At 68.3% G+C, this 20927-nt stretch carries 13 protein-coding genes; 6 read left to right on the top strand and 7 right to left on the bottom strand.

Annotated features, from left to right (window positions below; all coding sequences use genetic code 11):
* Positions 1 to 2: 2 nt before the first annotated feature.
* From HRU76_04460 to HRU76_04450, 3 genes are all read right to left on the bottom strand, one after another.
* A complete protein-coding gene (locus HRU76_04460) occupies positions 3 to 1973 on the bottom strand; it encodes an HDOD domain-containing protein (protein QOJ16885.1) in 1971 nt (656 codons plus the stop codon).
* Between the two features lie 195 nt (positions 1974 to 2168).
* Positions 2169 to 2639, bottom strand: a complete 471-nt coding sequence (gene dut, locus HRU76_04455) for a dUTP diphosphatase (GenBank protein ID QOJ16884.1) — start codon at positions 2637 to 2639, stop codon at positions 2169 to 2171.
* A 38-nt stretch (positions 2640 to 2677) separates the two neighbouring features.
* Positions 2678 to 3610, bottom strand: coding sequence for a D-alanine--D-alanine ligase (locus tag HRU76_04450; protein ID QOJ16883.1), 933 nt, complete (start codon positions 3608 to 3610; stop codon positions 2678 to 2680).
* Between the two features lie 306 nt (positions 3611 to 3916).
* On the opposite strand from HRU76_04450, the gene HRU76_04445 reads away from it, so the two are divergent.
* The 3 genes from HRU76_04445 to HRU76_04435 all read left to right on the top strand — a co-directional run bounded on the left by HRU76_04445 (position 3917) and on the right by HRU76_04435 (position 7700).
* Positions 3917 to 4498: an adenylate cyclase gene (locus tag HRU76_04445; GenBank protein QOJ16882.1), complete on the top strand. Its 582-nt coding sequence runs from the start codon at positions 3917 to 3919 to the stop codon at positions 4496 to 4498.
* 19 nt (positions 4499 to 4517) lie between these two features.
* Positions 4518 to 6050, top strand: coding sequence for an AAA family ATPase (locus HRU76_04440; protein ID QOJ16881.1), 1533 nt, complete (start codon positions 4518 to 4520; stop codon positions 6048 to 6050).
* Between the two features lie 138 nt (positions 6051 to 6188).
* The gene (locus HRU76_04435; protein ID QOJ16880.1) at positions 6189 to 7700 is read left to right on the top strand and encodes a hypothetical protein; all 1512 of its coding nucleotides are present in this window, start codon (positions 6189 to 6191) and stop codon (positions 7698 to 7700) included.
* Positions 7701 to 7744: 44 nt separating this feature from the next.
* On the opposite strand, the gene HRU76_04430 is transcribed toward HRU76_04435, so the two are convergent.
* Complete coding sequence (locus tag HRU76_04430) at positions 7745 to 9172, bottom strand: hypothetical protein (protein ID QOJ16879.1); 1428 nt, start codon at positions 9170 to 9172, stop codon at positions 7745 to 7747.
* 92 nt (positions 9173 to 9264) lie between these two features.
* Between HRU76_04430 and gndA the strand changes: the two genes are divergently transcribed.
* Positions 9265 to 10800: an NADP-dependent phosphogluconate dehydrogenase gene (gene gndA / locus HRU76_04425; GenBank protein QOJ16878.1), complete on the top strand. Its 1536-nt coding sequence runs from the start codon at positions 9265 to 9267 to the stop codon at positions 10798 to 10800.
* Between the two features lie 117 nt (positions 10801 to 10917).
* Here gndA and HRU76_04420 read toward each other — a convergent pair whose 3' ends face one another.
* On the bottom strand, positions 10918 to 12888 hold the full coding sequence (locus HRU76_04420) for a transketolase (protein ID QOJ16877.1): 1971 nt from the start codon (positions 12886 to 12888) through the stop codon (positions 10918 to 10920).
* Between the two features lie 242 nt (positions 12889 to 13130).
* On the bottom strand, positions 13131 to 15614 hold the full coding sequence (locus HRU76_04415; GenBank protein ID QOJ16876.1) for an RNB domain-containing ribonuclease: 2484 nt from the start codon (positions 15612 to 15614) through the stop codon (positions 13131 to 13133).
* Positions 15615 to 15951: 337 nt separating this feature from the next.
* On the opposite strand from HRU76_04415, the gene HRU76_04410 reads away from it, so the two are divergent.
* Positions 15952 to 18756: a zinc-dependent metalloprotease gene (locus HRU76_04410; protein QOJ16875.1), complete on the top strand. Its 2805-nt coding sequence runs from the start codon at positions 15952 to 15954 to the stop codon at positions 18754 to 18756.
* A gap of 37 nt (positions 18757 to 18793) precedes the next feature.
* On the opposite strand, the gene HRU76_04405 is transcribed toward HRU76_04410, so the two are convergent.
* Positions 18794 to 19315: a bifunctional (p)ppGpp synthetase/guanosine-3',5'-bis(diphosphate) 3'-pyrophosphohydrolase gene (locus HRU76_04405; protein QOJ16874.1), complete on the bottom strand. Its 522-nt coding sequence runs from the start codon at positions 19313 to 19315 to the stop codon at positions 18794 to 18796.
* Positions 19316 to 19417: 102 nt separating this feature from the next.
* Here HRU76_04405 and HRU76_04400 point away from each other — a divergent pair, with 102 nt between their 5' ends.
* The gene (locus HRU76_04400) at positions 19418 to 20890 is read left to right on the top strand and encodes a DUF1501 domain-containing protein (protein QOJ16873.1); all 1473 of its coding nucleotides are present in this window, start codon (positions 19418 to 19420) and stop codon (positions 20888 to 20890) included.
* The last annotated feature ends 37 nt before the right edge of the window (positions 20891 to 20927 follow it).

Genomic DNA, 20927 nt, shown 5'->3' with positions numbered 1-20927 from the left:
GATCAGGCGGCGGCGCGCCACAGGTCGATGATCTCGCGCAGACGGCTCACCGGGTTGTCGCCCAGCGACTGCTTGGCGACGTACAGGTTGGCGCCTGCGCTGAAGCACTCGCGCCGCGAGGCGTCGCTGGGCGATCCTGTCAGCATGATGACCGGCATGGCGCGCCACTGATCGTGGGCCCGCATGGCGCGCACCAGATCCACCCCGCTCAGACCCGGCAGTTGCAGGTCGGCCACGACAACGTCCGGCCCCGGCTCGCGTCCGTCCCGTCCGCCGCTGAGCATCATGAGCGCATCCTCGCCTGATCTGGCCACTCGCACTTCCACGTGGTCGTTGCTTGCGAACGCCCGTTCCGCGATTCGCGCGAACGCCGGGTCGTCCTCCACCACGAGCATCCAGCGTCGGGGGTGCGCGTCGCCGTGGTCCGGCGTCCGTTGCGCCTGGTCCGACCGGCGCTTCGCGTCGGGGCGACTGGACGAGTTCGCCCCCCCGGCGAGGAACACCCGCGTGCAGTTGCGCCCCGCGCCCTTGGCGGCGTAGAGAGCCCTGTCGGCGGCGCCGGTCAGCCCGGCGACGTCGGTAATCGTCCCCCGCGTTTCCTCGTCGAGCGCCGCGACGCCAAAACTGGCGGTGACGGGCAGGACCAGCACCTGGCCGTCGTCGGAATGAACCGTGAACGGAGACGCCCCCACCCGGTGCCGCAGACGCTCGGACAGGGCGGCGGCCTCGCGCCGACCCGCGCCGGGCAGGATCACGGCGAACTCCTCCCCGCCGTAGCGGCACACGTGGTCGCCTTCGCGCACCACCGAGCGCAGGCGCGAGGCGATTTCGATCAGCACCTGGTCGCCCACGCCATGCCCGTGCGTGTCGTTGACGCTCTTGAACCGGTCGGCGTCGCACATGATGACCGCCACCCGCCCGCCCGAGGTCGAGGCGGCGAGGAAGGCGTCCGACACGGCTTCGTCGAAGAAGCGACGGTTCCTCGCCCTGGTCAGCGCGTCGGTCACGGTCTGCCGCAGCAGTTCGTCGTTGGTGGAGCGCAGCGCCAGGGTTTCGCGCGCCACGGTCACCTGATGCGCCGCCAGTTGATCGGACGCCTCCTCCAGCAGGCGCCGAACGTCCACTGGTTCGCCCACGTCGACCTTGAACATCGCGGCGACCTGGGACGCCTGCTCGACGATGCGCGACAGCAGCGCGTCAACCAGGGCTTCGTCGATCCGAAACCACGCCCCCGCCTGGCGGTGCAGCGCTTTTCGCGCCTCGGATCGGTTTACGCCGATCAGGGTCTCCGCGATCAACTCCGCGAGCGCTGTCAGGCGGGAGATCGGCTGGACTGGCCCCGGGTCATGGTGCTGCTTCACGGCGAGCACGAGTTCCCCCGGCAGACGCCAGCGATCCGCCAGCGCGGCGCTCAGCATCGCGTGGTCGAATCCGAACCGTGTCCGCTCAGCCGCCGCGAGGCGCAGATGGTCGCCCCCTGCCTCTTCCTGCAGCTGCGCGGCCGGCTCCGGGCAGGACAGCGCCAGCGCGACCAGCCCCACGTTGGCCAGCAGCGCCGCGGTGAACGGCTCCTCCGGGTCGCATCCGCCGGTCGCCTCGGCCAGCACGCGGGCCGCCGAGGCGGCATGGATCGACCGCCGCCAGTACGCCGTCAGATCCATCGACTGCGCCGAACCCACCTGCTTGACCGAATCCACCAGACTGAAGCCCAGCACCAGCGACTTGACCGCGTTCAGCCCCAGCAGCGCGATCGCCCTGGCGATGGTCGGACATGGCGAAGGCAGCCCGTAGAAGCTGGAGTTGACGGTCTTGAGAATCCGCGCCGTGATGGCCGGATCGTTCTGCACCACGTCGGCGATCTCCGACAGGCGCACGTCCGGGCGGCGCGTCAGCTCCAGAACGCGCCAGGCCACCGCGGGCAGGGTCGGGAGATTGGGCGATGACAGCACCGCATCGAGCGAAGGGAGAGACATCAATGACACCTGATCCCCGGGTGTTCATGAGGCATCGCGGCTGTCATGGCCGATGAAATCGCGCGGGACGACGCCCGACGGGGTCATCCCGCTGATGTGCCGGAAGATATCGGGGGATTCCTGATAGAACTGAAGGTGCGCCTTCCGGCGGGGGATGATCCACCGGTCGGGTCGCCGTGGTCAACCCGCGCAGTTTCACACGCCCGTGCTGCCGAACCCGCCCTGACCCCGCAGCGTCTCGTCGAGCACCTCCACCTCCTCCACGCGACAGCGCACGACCGGGGCGATCACCATCTGCGCGATGCGCATTCCGTGGGTGATCGTCACCGGCTCGCTGCCCAGGTTGATGAGCGGCACCTTCACCTCGCCCCGGTAGTCGGCGTCGATGGTGCCTGGCGCGTTGGGCATCGACACGCCGTGCTTCGTGGCCAGTCCGCTGCGCGGCCGCACCTGCGCCTCGTAGCCCTGCGGCACCGCCATGGCGAAGCCGCAGGGGATCAGGTGAATCTCGCCCGGCTGCAAGATGACATTCCCCGCGCCGGACAGGTCCGCGTGCAGGTCCATGCCGGCGGCGTGATCCGTCTGGTATCGAGGCAACGTGGCCCGCGACGAGAGCCGCTTGAATCGCACCGTCAGGCCGGCCGACGTGTCGTGGGAGCAGGTCATGCCGGATGCTAGGTCGTCCCGCGCGTGGGTTGCTTCACTCACGCCGCTTCCGCCTCCACGTCCTGCTCCGCCCGAGCCAGCGCCGCCTCCACCAGGGAGGCGCACAAGGGCGGCATGGCGATGCCCACGTGCGCCGCCGCCTTGGGCACCAGCGAGTGACTGGTGAACCCCGGCATGGTGTTGATCTCCAGGAACCACAGACGATCATCCGGGTCGAGCCGGAAGTCGGCCCGCGCCACGTCGCGGCAGCCCAGATGCTCCCACGCCAGCAGCGTCCATTCCCGGCACTGCCGCGACACCGCCGGCTTGAGATCCGGATCCAGCACGTACTTGGTCTCCTCGCTCACGTACTTGGCGTCGTAGTCGTAGAAGGCCACGGCGGGGATGATCTCGATGATGGGCAGCACCACCCCGTTCACCACGCCCACGGTCAGCTCGCGTCCGGGAACGTACCGCTCCGCCATCAGCCGCGCCCGGCGCGGATGAAGCGCAGCACGTCCCGCCTCGATCTCCTCCACGCTGCGGCAGATGCGGATGTCCACGCTCGATCCGTCATCCACCGGCTTGAGCACCAGCGGCGGTTCGATGCGGCAGGGGTCATCCGGTCCGATCTCGATCGCCAGCGGGCTGTCCACGCCGGCGCGTGAGAGAATCACCTTGGTCTTCATCTTGTCCATGGCGGTCGACGCCGCCTCGGGCCCGCATCCGACGTAGGGGCGTCCCATCGCCTCCAGCAGTTCCTGGAGCGGGCCGCCCTCGCCCCATTGGCCGTGCAGCACGGGGAAGATGACGTCGCCCGGCATCGCATCCAGTTCCGCAAGCGAGGGTCGATCGATGACCTCTTCGATGACGTCGAATCGCCCGCACTCCCGCAGGGCCTGCGCCACCGCCCGGCCCGAAGTGATGCTCACCTCGCGCTCCGCATCCGGTCCGCCCATCAGCACCAGCACGCGCTTCCGTTCGCCGCTCACCTGGGATCTCCCTTCCGTGGAAGCAGAGCAGGCCCCCAAACCTCAGCAGGAAGCATTCGCTGCAGAGCCGCAAAGAGCGTCGAGTCGTATTGAGTATCGATCGTTGCTCTTCCGCGACCTTGGCGGCTCAGCGGTGATTCCGAGTATGAGTTTCAGGATGGCCGCTCGTCAGGAACCGTAGTGTACGCGGATGGATGGAGAGCAGCAGACCGGATTCGGAGGACTTCCCCGCGGAGCACGGATGCTCATCGACCTCCAATGGCCCGGCGTCGACTCCGGGTTGCGGGATGGTCTCTAGCATCTGTCATGGCCTCGCCCGATGATTCCGCTCCGCGACTGGAGATCGAGCGCAAGTACCTGCTGCGGGCTGCGCCGGTCCTGCCGCCCGGCGCGGAGACCTGGCGCATCGAGCAGGGCTATCTGCCCGGGCAGGGGCGTCTGCGTCGGATCACCCGCGCCGACGGCCGCGTCGTGCTGATCCACACCCTCAAGCAGGGCGTGGGGCTGGTGCGGCAGGAAGTGGAGCGGGAGATCACGCCCGAGGCCTTCGAACGTGACTGGCCCGCCACCCAGGGCGCGCGTCTGCGAAAGACGCGCCACCGCGTGCCGGACGCGGCCACCGGCCTGGTGTGGGAGATTGACGTGTTCGACCAACCGCCGGGGCTGGTGCTGGCGGAGGTCGAACTGCCCGAAGCACGGCATCCCGCGTCGCCCCCGGCCTGGCTGGCGCCCTTCATCGAGCGTGAGGTCACCGATGATCCGCGCTACACCAACCGGGCCATCGCCGCCCTGACCGTGCAGCCCCTCGTGAAGCACGACCTGCTGCAGCCAACGTCCGGAAAAGATCAAGAATCAAGCCGCGCCATCGACCACTCCGATAACGAATGACAGGAGAAGGCGTCAGGCAGTGGTTCATCGACCAACCAAGGGCCATCAGCACTCAGCACTTTCCGTTCCCGTGCGCACCATCGCGATCGTCAATCAGAAGGGCGGCTGCGGCAAGACGACCACCGCCATCAACCTCGCGGCCATCTGCGCCCGGCGGGGTCTGCGCACGCTGGTGGTGGACATGGACCCGCAGTCGCACTGCGCCGCCGGGCTGGGCGTGCCGGAGGACGCCATCGAGCGCTCCATCGGCGACGCCCTGCTGAGCGACCTGTCGCGCTCCGTCAACCGCGCCAACCTGGTGTGGGAGGTCGGTCGTCACCTCGACCTGATTCCCAGCACCATGTCGCTGGCGGGTCTGGAAGCGCCGGGCGGCGGGCTGCACGGGCTGGAGGACCGCGACCGTCGGCTGGCCATGCTGCTGCGGCATCTCGCGCCGCACTACGACCGCTGCCTCATCGACTGCCCGCCCACCATCGGGCTGCTCACCTACAACGCCCTGCGGGCGGCGGGAGAGGCGATCATTCCAGTCGAAACCGGCTTCTTCGCCCTGCGCGGCGCCAGGAAGCAGTGGGAGACGATCCGCAACCTCGTCGATCACGTCAGCCACCCCATTGCGGTGTACGTGCTTCCAACACTCTACAACCCCGATGAGCGGCTGGCGCAGGACGTGCTCGGCTCGATCCGCAAGCAGTTCGCGGGGCGCGTGATTCCGGTGGTGATCCGCGAGCACACCGAGATCCGCGAGGCGGCGGGCATGGGACAGCCGGTGGCGGAGTACGCGCCGCAGTCGCAGGCCGCCAAGGACTTCGAGGCCCTCGCCACCTGGCTCGAGGAGCATCCCGCCGATCCGCCGGAGCCGCAGATCGAGATCACACGCAGCGTCTCGATGCCCTATCTGCGCGAGGGAGACACGCCCGAGCGCGTGGCCGTGCCGATGGGCGCGGCGGTGGGGGGGGCTGCGATGGGCGGATCGGCGATCGAGGGCGGCGTCACAGTCGCACGGAGTGGAAGCGGCGTGGAGGGGGCGACCCAGGGGCCGGTCGCCGAGAACAGCCGCGCCGCCGAAATGGCCAGGAGAGTGCGTCAGATGGTGCAGTCGCGTTCGCGCGACGAATCGTCGGCGCCGCCGGTGCTTCCCGGCTCGCCGGACCCGCCCAGCTCGCCTCCGGGCGACCTGACGCCGCTGGGCCCGCGCGGCCGCAAGGGCACGCTCATCGAGGCCAAGGACGTGCCTCCCACTATCGCCATGATACCCGCCAACATCGCACGACTGTTCGGCGTCCGTCAGACGGCGCAGGGCGTGCTCTTCATCCAGCCGGGTACGCCGGGCATGGTCATTACGGTGGCGGGTGAGTTCAACGGCTGGTCCGCCACCGCCTCCACCCTGCGATACAACCGCGAGGCGGGCGTTCACGAGCTCATCCTGCCCCTGCCCCCTGGTCGGTACGAGTATCGGCTGGTCATCGATGGGCGATGGCAGGCCGACCCGTACAACCCCAATCGTCGGCGCAACCAATTCGGCGAAGACAACAACTACTTCGAGGTGACATGAGAGACTGATGGGTGGAACAGGCAGGACGCCTGTCCCGCGAAAGAAGGGCTGAGGATGGCGGGCGAGATGCCTGCACCACTGAACGCAGGCGGGACGCCTGATCCACCGACTTGCACGCCAATGTGGGAGGATTCCGACATGGCTGAGACGACCGACCACATCCGGCACCTGGCCGACCTGTTTCTGACCCGACCCGGCAGCGCGGCTGGGGGTGTTCGCATGTCCGCTGCGGCAGGCCAGAGTCCGGTCGACGCGCCGCGCGAAGCGTCATCCGAAGCGCCGCGGGGCGCTCGCGCCGGCGAGTCGAGCGTCGTCCGCCAGGGGAGTATCGGCGGGGGCGTGCGCCACGTCGCCGAGTTGATTCTCGTTGGCCACCTGCCGGTCCGTGCCGGGTTGTGGTTGACGCAGTACGCCGACGACGTGGCCCGCGATGCGGGCCCGACGGGCCTGATCCGGCTCGATTCGGAGCAGTTGATCCTCGAGATTCTCCGCGGCAGCGAATCGGTGGCGCGGGCCAGCGCGGCGGCGACGCTGCAGGAGGCCGTCGCCATCGCCGCCGCCACGGTGGGGCGGTGGGTGATCCGGCCCGCCAACGATGCGCCGCCAGGCGAGCTGCTCGGCTGCGGGGCCGAGATCATCACTCTGCTCTCCGGCGCGGACGAGGTCGCCATCGAGGCGGCGGTGCGGCAACTCGGCGCCCTCTGCGACGCCGCGCTGGAGCAGGACCGCGTGCCCCCGCCGCTGGAGCTGGCGATCCTCGGCGCCGACCGTGACCGGGCCGAGCAGGCCGCCGCCGCCATCAGTCACGCGGTGGAGAACCGGTACGGCGTCACCGTTCCGCTGCGCCGATGCGTGCGGGCGATGGGCGCGCTCGGCTCAACGCTGCACTTCCGCTTCCCCTCCGACCATGCGCCGACGCTGCCTGACCTGATCCGCACGCTCAGCGCGGTCGCGCCCGTCGCGCCGGTCATCGAGACCGCGTCGCCGCATTCGTTCCTGGGCGCAGCGCCCCCTCCGACTTCCGTCGTTCCCGCGCCGAAGGAGCCCCCGTCGATGCCCGTTTCGCCGATGACGCCGCCGCCCGCTTCGAACCGTCAGGACGATCGCCCCTCGATCGCCACGCCCGTCAGGGGCTTCGGCGCACCGGTCGGCTCGACGACGACAACCGACACCCGACAACCGAGCACTTCTCCTGAACCCACCCGTCTGCGCCCCAAGCCGGCGGCGCTGCACGTGGAGCCCAAGCCCGGGGCGGCGGTGGTGCCGCACAAGCCGGTGCGGCCCGCGCCGCCAGCCCGCGCCCTGTGTTCGTGGATCGCGGGGCTCGGGCTGTTGCCTGTCCGCTGCCCGGGCGCGGCGGACGTGGAGATCGCGGCGGACACCTCGGGTGGGCTGCACCTGGTGGCGTGGGAGGATCGCCTGCGCGGCGCCCACGTCGCGCGTGCGTGGGCGTCGCAGAATCGCGCCATGCTGGCCCTGGCCTGCCCGGATCACGCCATCGCGCCGAGCGGCGAGGTGACGATTCATCTCGTCACCGGCGACCCCGTCAGCGTGGCCGACCTGTACGGCGGCGACCTGCGCCTGCACCTGCTGGCCCCCGTCGAAGTAGAGGGCAAGACCGGCTGGTACGCCGCGGCGCTCAACCGATGAACGCGGGTGCGGTACGGTCGCGCGAGCGCCAACGCCGCGCCCCATCACCGCTCGATGGTCCATTCCTCGATCTGCGCCGGGCGGCCCGTGTCCTCAACGATCAGGGGCATGGTGAACTCGCCCTGCCACCAGGTGGTAGCGCCGGGGACGCGAAGCGCCAGCCCGCGCTCGCCGCGCACGCGCATGGTCCACGCGGCGCCGTCCGCGCCCATCGCGTCCACGAAAGAGAGCCCGTCGGGCGAGTGCAGCCACTGGCGTCTGAACTGTCCCGGTCCCGCGCCGCCTTCGCCCCAGTGGTCGAGCACATGAACGACCTCGTCATCGCGCAGAATCTCGATGCGCAGACCGATGGCCACGCCTTCCAGCACCGGCGCCCTGAACGCCCGCGTGAACCGCAGCGATGACACCCGCCGCGCCCCCGGCTGATCCGCCCCGTCCGAGGCATGGCGTCCGACGCGCCCGCCCAGCGCCTCGCGCAGCAGACGTTCGATCTCCGGATCGGTGGTGGCGTTGAGCATGGTTGACGCGCCGCCCGCATGCTGAACCGGCGCCGTGAGCGTGACCGGCTCGAACCGGCGCACGGAGCCGTCGACATCGATCCGCTCCGCGGTGACGCGGAGGTCGATCGACCTCGCGCCGGAGGGCGGCGGCGGCATCACCAGCGGAAACGGGCGGGATGAGCCGGGCAGATCGACATGGCGGGCCACGACCGGCGATTCAAGAAGCGGCACGCCGTCGGCGAACGCCTCGAACGTCACGCGGGTGACGAAGCCGCGCGGCCACCAGTGACGCAGCATGATCTCAACGCAGAGCGGTTCATCCGAGGCCGCCGGCGAAACGCGCACCAGGTCGAATCGGGGCGGCAACTCCAGCCGCCGCATCGCCCGCGCTTCATCGGCCATGAAGCGCGGCGCGTGCGTGACGAGGATGCGACCGTACTTGAGCTCCCACGCGGGCGATGGGGGCGCCGCGTCGCCATCGCCCGTCAGACAACGCTCAAAGAGCGCGTCCCACGTGGCGTCGCTCAGTTCATCGCGCATGGCGCGGTAGCCCAGCTCCCGCGCGACGAAGTGACTGCCGTCGTCCGCCCAGGGCAGGGCGGCCACGAGCCACGATTCAGGAATCCATGCCCGCCACCATCGTTCGCCATGCGCCTCGTGCAGGGCGTTCCACATCAGCGGCGTGAGCATGAACAGGCCCAGCGTCACGGCGCGCCAGCGGCGTCGGTCGCGGTGGAACTGCCGCTCGCGCCGCGCGGCGAACCCGCATTCCGGACACATCATGCCGGGGGAGCCGATCATGTTGTACCAGCACTTCGGGCAGCGCCGCCGTCCGCGCGCCCGGTCGCCGAACAACCCCCAGTAGATCACCGCGCCGGAGATCCCGGCCAGCACCGCCCACGGCAGCCAGGTCAGGATGAGTTGAAGGTGATCGGACATGGAGCACGCCGTGTTGCGGTGAACCTGTTTCACCGACAACCGATTCTAAACCGCTCCCTTCCCGCGCCGTTCCGCGCACACCGTACAATCCTGCCTTCGCACTCGCACTTCAGGGAGCCCCGCGCATGTCGCTCTCCTCTCCAGCATCCGCCTGCGCCGACGTGGGCATGATCGGGCTGGCCGTCATGGGCCGCAACCTGGCCCTCAACCTGGCCGATCACGGCTACACGGTGGCCGCGTACAACCGCACGTCGTCCGTCACCGAGGAGTTTCTGCGCGACAACCCGCCGGGCGTGTTCGGCGGGCTGGGCGGGGGGCTGGTGGGATGCGAGACCCTGGAGGACTTCGTCCGCGCGCTCAAGCCGCCGCGCATCATGATCGTGCTGGTGAAGGCGGGTCCGGCCATCGACGCGGTGTGCGACGGGCTGATCGAAGCCGGGGCCGGGGCGCAGGACATCGTCGTCGATGCCGGCAACTCGCTGTGGACCGACACCATCGCGCGCGAGAGGAAGTACCGCGGGCGGCTGACGTTCTTCGGCTCGGGCGTGTCGGGCGGCGAGACGGGGGCGCGCTTCGGCCCCTCGCTCATGCCGGGCGGCGACCGCGACGCCTGGGCCCGGCTCAAGCCGATGTGGGAAGCCATCGCCGCCAAGGTGGACGCGAAGACGGGCCGGCCCCTCGAAGGCGCCGCCCCCGGCAGACCCGTGCATGGCGGCGTGCCCTGCACCGCGTACATCGGTGAGAACGGCGCGGGCCACTACGTCAAGATGGTCCACAACGGCATCGAGTACGGCGACATGCAGCTCATCTGCGAGTCGTACTTCCTGATGAAGCACCTGCTGGGCATGAAACCGCCCGAAATGGCCGAGGTCTTCGCCGAGTGGAACCGGGGAGACCTGGATTCATTCCTCGTCGAGATCACGGCGGACATTCTGCGGCAGCGCGATCCGGTGAAGAAGTCGAAATACCTGGTGGACATGGTGCTCGACACCGCGGGGCAGAAGGGCACCGGCAAGTGGACCAGCGTGAACGCGCTGGACCTGGGTGTGCCCGCCCCGTCGATCGCCGAGGCGGTCTTCGCCCGCTGCCTGAGCGCCCAGAAGGAGCGGCGCGTGGCGGCGTCGAGGAAACTCAAGGGGCCCAGACCCGCGCGGAAACTGCCCAAGGCCAGGACCATCGAGGCGATCCGCGATGCGCTGTACTGCTCGAAGATCTGCTCCTACGCCCAGGGGTTCGACCTGATGCGCGAGGCGCAGAAGGAGTACGGCTGGACGCTCAACTTCGGCGAGATCGCCCGCATCTGGCGGGGCGGGTGCATCATCCGCGCCGGGTTCCTGCAGAAGATCACCGAGGCGTTCGATCGCGATCCGAAGCTGGACAACCTGATCCTCGATTCGTACTTCAAGCGCAAGATCGCCGCGGCCCAGGACAACTGGCGCAAAGTGGCGTCGCTGGCGGCGTGCGCGGGCATCGCCTGCCCGCAGTTCATGAGCGCGCTGTCGTACTACGACGGCTACCGCAGCGCCACCCTGCCCGCCAACCTGCTGCAGGCCCAGCGCGATTACTTCGGGGCGCACACGTTCGAGCGGGTCGATCGGCTGCGCGGCGAGTTCTTCCACGTCGACTGGCCCGACCCCAAGCGGCCGATGGTGAAAACGTGAGGGTGCTCGAGGTGAAGCCGGGCGGCGCGAGCCGAAGGGAACGAGTGGAACCTCGCTCCGCGTCGATTCAATGTGCGGCACACGGCGCCGTCTCGGGGAGAGCGGTTCCCGCAGACCTCACGCATTCACCGGCACGCCCAGCATGTTCGCGGCCTTCCTGGTGATGGCCCCGAAGTGCAGGCCGCACTGCTGGAGGACGCCGTTCTCATCGCGCGCGGATTTGGGAATCCGCCGCACGTGCATCTGCTCCACGGTGAAGCCGTCGCCGGAGGCGGTGCAGGCGTCGGAGACCGCGCTGCCGATGCCCCCGCCGTAGTTGTCCTCCACGGTGAGAATCTTTCCGTTGTTCTGGTTGGCCAGGTCGAGCAGGGCTTCCTCGTCGAAGGGAATCGAGTAAAGGTCGATCAGCGTGGCGTCGATGCCCAGTTTGTCCAGGGCCTCGATGGCCTTGTTGCACTCGTGGACCATGTATCCGGCGGTCACGATCATCAGGTCGCGTCCCTGCGTGAGCACCTCGAACTTGCCGAGATTGAAGACGGTGTTCTCGTCGTAGAGGAACTCCACTTCCGGACGGAAGGTGCGCATGTAGCACGCGCCCTGATATTCCGCCATGGCCATGGTCAGCCCGTAGGCGGCGAAGGCGTCGGCCGGCTGCAGCACATAGCACGCCGGGTTGCCCCGGTGGTCGCGGGTGGTCGAGAGCGATCGGAACCACGCCACATCAGGCAGCGCCATCTGGCTCGGGCCGTCCGAGGCCAGAGAGATGCCCGAGTGCGAGCCGACGATCTTGAGGTTGGCGCCGGAGTTGATGGCCATCTCGATCTGGTCGTAGGCCCGCGTCACGAACTTGCTGAAGGTGGAGCAGAAGGGAATCTTGCCCGCCGCGGACAGGCCCGCCGCCACGGAGAACATGTTCTGCTCGGCGATGCGGCATTCCACGAACCGATCCGCCAGCGCCTTGTCGTTGGCGAACCACTCGGCGAAGGTGCTGTTCTTCACATCCGCGTCCAGCGCGTAGACCAGCGGGTTGGCGTGTCCCAGGGCCCGCAGCGCCAGCCCGTAGGCCTTGCGCGTGGCGAACTTGCCGGAGGCCAGAATCGCCGCCATGTCGTAGCGGCGCATGGCGTCGCTGAACGAGGGCGGATCGGCGAACGTCTGCTCCGGCGCGACGTACTCGTTGGGCGGGTAGATGGCCAGTTCATCGCCCGCCAGCGCGCTGGTGAGCGCGACGCGCGTGTGGTCGAGGTCTTCCTTGGCCTGCGTGAGCTTGTCGCCCGTGGCCGGCTTGCCATGCCACCCCCCGCCCTGCATGGTTTCCGACCCCCAGCCCTTCACCGTCTTCGCCACCACCGCCATGGGCTGGCCCTTGTCAACGTTGGCGATGTAGTGGTCGAAGGCCGCCTTGATGGCCCTGGGGTCATGTCCGTCGATCACGCCCACCATGAACCCCGCCGCCTCCAGCTTCCTGCGGAGCGTCTCGGGCGACTGCTGCGGGCTGACCGCCGCCGACTGGCCGTAGGCGTTGCAGTTGAAGATGGGCAGCACGTTGGTCAGCTTGTGGTCGGCGATGAAATCGATGGCCTCCCAGACCTGGCCTTCGCGGGATTCACCATCGCCGATGATGCAGTAGATGCGACGATCCAGCCCGTCGCGCTGGGCCGCCACGCCCAACCCCGCGGCGACGGACAGCCCCTGCCCGAGCGAGCCGGTGGCGGCGTCGAAGAAGGGAAAGCCCTCCATCGGGTTGGGGTGTCCATCGAGCACGCTGTCGTTCTCGCGGAGCGTGCGCAAGTCATTGACCGTCAACGCCCTGCGATCATCGTCACCCTTGCCGACCACGCCCTGCAGGTCGGCATAGGCGGCGTAAATGATGGGTACCGCATGTCCCTCCGACAGCACCAGACGATCCGAGGTGGGGTACCGGGGATGATCCGGCAGCCAGCGCATGGTGTGATACAGCAGCACCGTGACGATGTGCCCGATGCTCATGCAGGATGACGGATGCCCGCTACCCGCGGCGGCGCACATGTCGAGCGTCAGGTGATCCAGCTGAATGGCCTTGGCGTGAACGGCGGCTTCAAACGACATCGAGTTCCTTTCCTCATCGACCGCACCCGGAAACCAGCGGCACAACCCATCACCCCCATCCGAACCTCCCACCCGAACCACGTAGTATTGCAAAAATGCCTCCGATCGGCAACCACGGGGAGGGGGGCAAATGGGGAAAAGCACCGTCGGACCGCGATTGAAGCGGTTTCAACCGGGTGGTTCCGCTCCAAACATGGCGAAACAGCCGCCGATTCCGTGGGATGCCGGACCATTCCCGACCGTCAGGTGCTCTTTCGACCCCGTCGGCCGCGTTTGTATCCCCCGCGGTTCTTCTGCCGCCTGCGGTAGCCCTCTCCCTCGGCCCGCTTGCGGCTGCCGTGCGCCGGGTCGGCGTGGGGTTTCTTCCTGCCGGGGCGCGTGGGTGAAGCGGGGGCAAGCGACGTGACCCGCAGGTCCATGCGCCGGGTCGCCAGGTCGATGGCGACAATCTGAATCTCCACTTCGTCCCCCATGCCGATCGACAGCCCGCTCTTGAGCGCGTGCAGGCGGTGCGTGCGGTCGTTGAGCCGCCAGCGGTCCCCGCCGCGCGACGGGCCGGGCAGTTCGCTCACCGGCACCACGCCCTCGACGAGATACTGCTCGATGGACACGAACACCGCCCCCGCGCTGACGCCCGTGACCGCGCCGGTGAAGGTGTCGCCCAAGTGGTTCTCGGCGAGGAACTGCATGACCAGGAAGCTGCGCAGCTCGCGCTCCGCCTCTTCGGAGGTCACTTCCGTCTCGCTGCAGTGCCTTCCGAGCTGGATCAGCTGGTCTTCATCGAGGATGCGATCGTCCAGCAGCAGATCCTTGGCCAGTTGCTCGCGCTTGCGCCCGCCGGGCACGCGGCGGCCGTTGTCGGTGCGCTCCAGGAACGCCGCCATGGCGCGATGCACCGTCAGGTCGGGGTAGCGGCGGATGGGGCTGGTGAAGTGCGTGTAGTGGTCGCTGGCCAGCGCGTAGTGGCCGATGAGCGCGGGCGAGTACGACGCCTTGGTCATGGTGCGGAGCACAGCGAAGTGAATCGCACGGGCCGCGGGGCTTTCGCGCGTGGCCTCCAGCAGCACCTGCAGGTCGCGCCGCGTGGGCGACTCCGGCAACGACACGCCCGCCACCCGCGCGTAGGTCTGCAGCACCTCCATCTTGCCCACGCTGGGGTCGGGGTGGATGCGGCGGATGAGCGGCAGGCCCAGGTCGTCGAACGTGCGCGCCAGCGCCTCGTTCGCCTCCACCATGAACATCTCGATGACGGTGTGGGTGAAGGCGTCGTCCTCCGGCTCCACGCCGATCACATGGCCTTCCTCGTCGTAGCGCAACTCCACCTCGGGCAGGTTGAGCGTGATCATGCCGTCGCGCCGCCTTCGATCCCGCAGAATGCGGGCCAGCCGGTCCATGCGCTTGAGCGCGGCGATCAGTTCCTCGGTGTACGTCGTCTCGGTGCGGGCGTGCTTGCGGGCTTCCTTCTCGTCGCCGTCGATCAGCGCCTGCGCCTCCAGGTACGTCAGCCGCTTGTTGGACTGGATGATGGTGCCCGCCAGCCGCTGCGCCAGCACCTTGCCGCGCGAGTCAAGCGTGATGAACACGCTTTTCGTGAAGCGAGGCACGCCTTCCTGCAGCGAGCAGACGCCATTGGACAGCACCTCCGGCAGCATGGGCAGCACCAGCCGGGGCAGGTAACTGCTGTTGCCGCGCTCGCGGGCCTCCTCATCCAGCGCGCTGCCCTGCCTCACGAAGTGCGACACGTCCGCGATGTGAACGCCCAGCGTCCACTCGTCGCTTGCGGTGTCGTGCGTGATCGAGATGGCGTCGTCGAAATCCTTGGCGTCGGGCGGATCGATCGTCAGGATGAACTCGTTGCGCAGATCCTCACGCTCGGCGAGGGCTTCGCGGACGTGCGGGGGCGCCCCGCCATCCAGCGACAGCGGCGCGGGGTGCGATCGGAGGTATTCGTCGATGTCATCAAAGGATCGGGCCGCCTGCCTCGCCTGCTCCAGCACGTCCTCGTCGAAGTGGTCGCGCAGGCCGAACGCCGCGATGACCGCCTGGGTTTCGACGCTGGGGCGTCCGGCCTCGCCCAGCACTTCGAGGATCACGCCCTCGCCCTGGTACGGCCCGCTGGGGTAGTGCAGCAGCTCAATGACCACCTTGTCGCCCGGCTTGGCGTTCTTGGCGTGCGGGTCGCGGATGATGACGGGGTCGCGCAGCGATCGTCCATCCGGCTCGACCACCCAGGTCTTGCCTTCCTTGCGGAGCACGCCGACGAACTTGGACTGCCCGCGCTCGATGACCTCGATGACGCGTCCGATCCTGTCGCGCCCTCCCCCTCCGCCCGCCCCCGCCGCGCCGCCCCTGCCCTTTTCGTGCCGTCCGCGGCGGATGAGCAGTTTCACGCGCACGCGGTCGCCGCTGACGGCGTCGGCCAGGTTGTCGGGTGGGACGAAGATGTCGCCCTCGCGGACCTTCTGATCGGGAATGACGAATCCGAACCCGCGCGCGTTGACGCGCAGCGTGCCGGTGACTTCCTCTCCCGCGCTGGGCAGTCGCACCAGCCCGCGATCATCCACCTCGATCTCGCCGAACTCGGCGAGCTGGTCGATGGCCTGGTGGAAGATATCGCGCTCCGCCCCCTCGATGCGCAGCTGCTTGGCGATCTCCCGCGCGGGCGCGGGGCGGTACGTGTCGTGGGAGAGATGCGTAAGGATGCGCTGACGGAAGCGGAGCGGCATGGGATGGATGGTAGTCCGGGCGGGGAGCCGCGTGGGATGGAGCGACGCGCGACACCGGTTCCCGCGTCCGAGAACCTGACTTCATCCCGCGCGTTGAACCCATTCCAGCAACACGTTCCGACCGGCCGATGGGTTGTCCTCGCGGTGGGCGACAACCGGCGCTCGATGGACCTCGCCGCCCGGGGTGACCTGTCAGGCACCTCCGTGCTGTCCGTCCGTCCAGTGCGTGCCGCCCGCCTGCGAACGGCTGCTCAAACCACCCCCGGAACCCCCGGAACCCCTCGAACCCGCGGAACCCGTCTCCGGCTCTCCGGATCAACCGCCCAAGGAGTGAATCATGCTTTCTCGGAAGGGATTCTTCACCGGCGCCGTGCTCGCGTCGTTCATTACCGCCGCAGCGTGGGCGCAGGATTTTCCCCCCTTCGACAAGGTGTCCGAGGGCTTCACCAAGGTCGTTTCCACCACCGACGGGCAGTCCTTCTACACCCTGTGGGTGAACCAGAAGACCAACCAGATGCTGGCGGAACTGCCGCGCGGCTTTCAGGGACAGCGGCACTTCTTCGCCATGACCGTGGCCAGCGGCGACATGTGGGCGGGCCTGCAGGCCGGCGACCGCTACGTGTACTGGAAGCGATTTGACGACCGGCTGGCGCTGATCGAACCGCAGATCGGTACGCGCTCCACCGGCGACCAGGAGTCGCGCACCAGCGTGGCCCGTCACTTCACCGACCGCGTGCTGCTGGACGTGCCGATTGTGACCATGGGCCCGTCCGGCGGGCCGGTGATCGACATGGACGCATTGCTGCTGGGTCACGCGACCACGTTCTTCGGATTCAGCGCGGCGGGCATCAACGGGCGTCTGGCGACCATCGCCAAGGCCAAGGCCTTTCCCGAGAACGTCGAGATCGCCTTCGAGGCCCCGGCCAGCGGAGGCGTCATCAAGACCTTCCACTACTCGATCAGCAACATTCCCAACAACACCGGCTACCAGCCGCGCGTGGCGGATGAGCGCGTGGGGTACTTCACCACCGCCTACCGCGACCTGGGCAAGTTCCAGAACGAGGAGAAGTGGGTTCGCTACATCACGCGCTGGAACCTGCAGAAGGCCGCTCCCAACCTGCAGCTCAGCCCGCCGAAGGAGCCGATCCGCTTCTACATCGAGCACACCGTGCCGGTGCGCTACCGGCGCTGGGTGCGCGAGGGCATCCTGTACTGGAACAAGGCCTTCGAGAAGGTGGGCATCACCGACGCCATCGAGGTGTACTACCAGGACGCCTCCACCGGCGCGCACATGGACAAGGATCCCGAGGACGTTCGCTACAACTTCATCCGCTGGCTGAGCAACGACATCTCCACCGCCATCGGCCCCAGCCGCATCCATCCGCTCACGGGTGAGATTCTGGATGCGGACATCGTGCTCACGGACGGCTGGATTCGCGTCTTCAACTATCAGTTCCACGACCTGCTGCCGGAGATCGCGCTGGAAGGCGCGTCCGCCGAGACGCTGGCGTGGCTGGAAAAGCGCCCGCAGTGGGATCCTCGCGTGATCCTGGCGCCCCCCGCGCAGCGCGATTATCTGGTGTCCGAGCGCGCCAAGCGCGGCGTGCAGCGGTACGGCGGGCACCCCGCCGCCGCCGTCGATCCCACCATGCTGGGCGACGACGAGTTCGACGGGCTGATCGGCCGCGTCAGTCAGAGCAACGGCCTGTGCTTCGCCGGTCGGGGCAAGGCGCTGGCGATGGAGCTGATGCGCATGCACCTGGAGATCGCCGATCTCGAAGAACAGGACGCTCCGGGCGGCGCCCCCGGAACGCCCGGCGGCGACAAGCCCCCCGCGCCCAAGCCGGACCTGCTCGACGGCGTGCCCGACTGGTTCGTCGGCCCCATGCTCGCCGACCTGGTGGCGCACGAAGTGGGCCACACGCTCGGGCTGCGACACAACTTCAAGGCCAGCGCCACCTACACGCTGGCTGAAATCAACAGTCCAGCGCTGAAGGGAAAGAAGCCCTTCACCTCATCGGTGATGGACTACAACCCCATCAACATCAACATGGAGTCCGGCGAAGTCCAGGGCGACTACGCCATGATCGACATCGGTCCCTACGACCTGTGGGCCATCGAGTACGGCTACACGTTCGGCGACCTCAAGCCCATTCTCGCCCGCGTCGCCGAACCGGGACTGCAGTATGGCACCGATGAGGACGTCGGCGGTCCGGACCCGCTCATCCGCCGCTACGACTTCACCGCCAACCCCATCGACTACGCCAACAACCAGATGCGGCTGGTGAAGTACTACCGTGGGCGGCTGCTTGACAAGTTCGCCAAGGAAGGCCAGTCGTGGGCCCGCGTGCGCATGGGCTACCAGACCACGCTCAACCAGCAGATGCAGATGCTGAACATGATGGCCGCGTGGGTGGGCGGCTCGCATGTCAACCGCGACCGCAAGGGCGACCCCAACGGGCGCACGCCGATCACGCCGGTGGATCCCGCCAGGCAGCGCGAGGCCCTGGCGTTCGTCATCGCCAACTCCTTCTCGGATGACGCCTTCGGCCTGACCAGCGACCTGCTCATGCACATGACGGTGGACAAGTGGATCGACGACTCGGGCGGCATGAGCGCGTTCGAGGATCCCACCTGGCCGGTGCATGACCGCGTGATGGCCATGCAGGCCGCCGCGCTCTCGATGGTGCTCAACCCCACCACGCTGCGCCGGGTGTACGACAACGAGTTCCGCACGCCCTCCGATCAGGACGCGGTGACCACGCCCGAGGTGCTCACCCAGATTGTGGACGCCGCCTTCACCGAACTGAACGCCTCGGTGGATGACGCGACGTTCACCAACCGCAAGCCCATGATCTCCACGCTTCGGGCCAACCTGCAAAGCGAGGTGGTCGGTCGTCTGATCGACTTCGCCACCGAGGGCGGCGGGCTGCCGCGTCCCATCCAGACCCTCTCGCTGGTCCACCTGAAGAACCTGAAGGTGAAGACCGATGCACTGCTGGCCAAGGCCGCGCTGGGCAGGATCGACGCCTACTCGGTGGCTCACCTGTCGGACCTCAACGACCGCATCCGACGTGCTCTGGAGATCGTGCAGGTGAAGGGCAACATCACGCAGACGATGAATCTCGGCGGGTTCTTCTGAGCGATAGGCGGCAGGGCAGGCGTCCCGCCTGCCTCGATCAACCAACTCCCATCTCCGCCATCAGCGCTTCAACGGCCTGGCGTGCCGCGGTGAGCTCCACATCACCCGCCGCCAGCGTGAGCGCCCGCCGCGCCTTCTCGGCCATCTTGCGGCGCGTTCGCTCATCCGCCGCCTCGCTGAGGTTGTCGTACACGTCAGCGAGTTTGAGCAGCCGCGCCTGCCACGGCCCGCGGGCGAGCTGCGCGTCATAGGCCCGCTCGCGCTCGGACTCGACCAGCCGCATGTCCTTGGTCATGCAGGCGACCAGGTCCGCCACGCGCGTCCCGAACTGCTCGAGGATCTCGTCGTAGTCGGTCCCCGTGTCCTCGATGGTGTCGTGCAGCAGTGCGGCGGCGAGCACGGCGTCGTCTTCGCATCCGAAGACGTGACGCACCGTCATGGCCACGCGGAAGGGATGGGCGGCATAGGGTGTGGCGCCATCCTTCCGCACCTGGTGCCGGTGCGCCCGGGCCGCGAGCGAGGCCGCCTGCTGCCAGAGTTGATGCGTTTTCGTTGACATGTGGGTGATCTGTGAGAGAATGGAATCGCGGTAATGACGCCGCGCAGTGTAGTCCCATCCTTCCCAGCCGCGCCCACGACGCCGCGCTTCGCACGCCGCCCCATGACCGACCAGCCCCAATCCTGTTTCTGCCGCCGCACCAACCGCCGCGAGTTCTTCTGGGACGCGGGGGCCAAGTTCACGGGGCTGGCCCTGACCGGGCTGTTGGCGCAGGAAGGGTTCTTCGCGCGTCAGGCGCTGGCGGCGGATGGCGTCACGCCTTTCCGCAACCCGCTGGCGCCCAGGCCTCCGCACTTCGCGCCGCACGCCAAGGCGGTGATCTTCCTGTTCATGTACGGCGGGCCGAGCCACATCGACACCTTCGACTACAAGCCCGACCTGATCGGCCGCGACAACCAGACCGTGCAGGTGAAGACCTTCGGTCGGGGCGGCCATCGCAACCAGGGCCGCATCGTTGAGCCGCGCTGGAAGTTCAGGCAGTACGGGCAGTGCGGCAAGTGGGTGAGCGACCTGTTCCCGCACGTGGCGCAGTGCGTGGATGATCTGGCGTTCATCCACTCGATGACCGCCGACTCGCCCCTGCACGGCTCGGCGATGCTGCAGATGAACTCCGGGCGCATCCTCTCCGGCGCGCCGTGCCTGGGCTCGTGGGTCAACTACGGGCTTGGCTCGGTCAACGAGAACCTGCCCGGCTTCGTGGTGATGCTCGACAAGACGGGCGGGCCGATCTCCGGCGCCAAGAACTGGTCGAGCGGCTTCATGCCCGCCACCTACCAGGGCACGGTGCTGCGACCGGAGGGTGTGCCGATCCTCGACCTCGACCTGCCCGAGGGTATGACGCGGCCCATGCAGCGGCGCCTGCTCGACCGGCTGCGCGCCCTCAACGAGCGCCACCAGCAGCCGCGTGTGGATAACTCGGAACTCGCCGCCCGCATCGCCTCGTATGAGCTGGCGTACCGAATGCAGCAGCACGCGCCGGAGGCGGTTGATTTTTCGGGCGAGGACAAAGATACGCTCGAACTTTACGGCCTCGATCAGGAGCGCACGCGGGACTTCGGCGGCAAGTGCCTGCTGGCCCGACGCCTCGTGGAGCGCGGCGTGCGCTTCATCCAGATCTATTCCGGCGGCAACCACGACGACGCCAACTGGGACGCCCACGGCGACCTCTACAAGAATCACTCCTACCACGCCGGCAACACCGACATGCCCATCGCCGGGCTGCTGAAGGATCTCAAGCGGCGCGGCATGCTCGATGAGACGCTGGTCATCTGGGGCGGCGAGTTCGGCCGCCAGCCCACCGCCGAGTACGCCGAGGGCACCGGACGCGACCACAACGCCTACGGCTTCACCATGTGGATGGCCGGGGGCGGCATCAAGGGCGGGGTGTCGATCGGCACCACCGACGAACTGGGCAGCGCGGCGGTGGACTCGCCCTTCCACGTCAAACGGCTCCACGCGACGATTCTCGACCGAATGGGACTCGATCCCAATCACCTGACGTATTTCTTCGGCGGGCTGGAGCACAAACTCGTCGGTGTGGAGGGGGCGGAGCCGATCCGGGAGCTGATGGTGTGAGGGAGGAGAACCCGCTCCCCCGAGGGGAGAGGGCCGC

The organism is Phycisphaeraceae bacterium, from assembly GCA_015709595.1.
Classification (GTDB): domain Bacteria; phylum Planctomycetota; class Phycisphaerae; order Phycisphaerales; family SM1A02; genus CAADGA01.
Note: the sequence above shows the minus strand (reverse complement) of the source record. Positions and strands in the feature narration are given on the sequence as shown.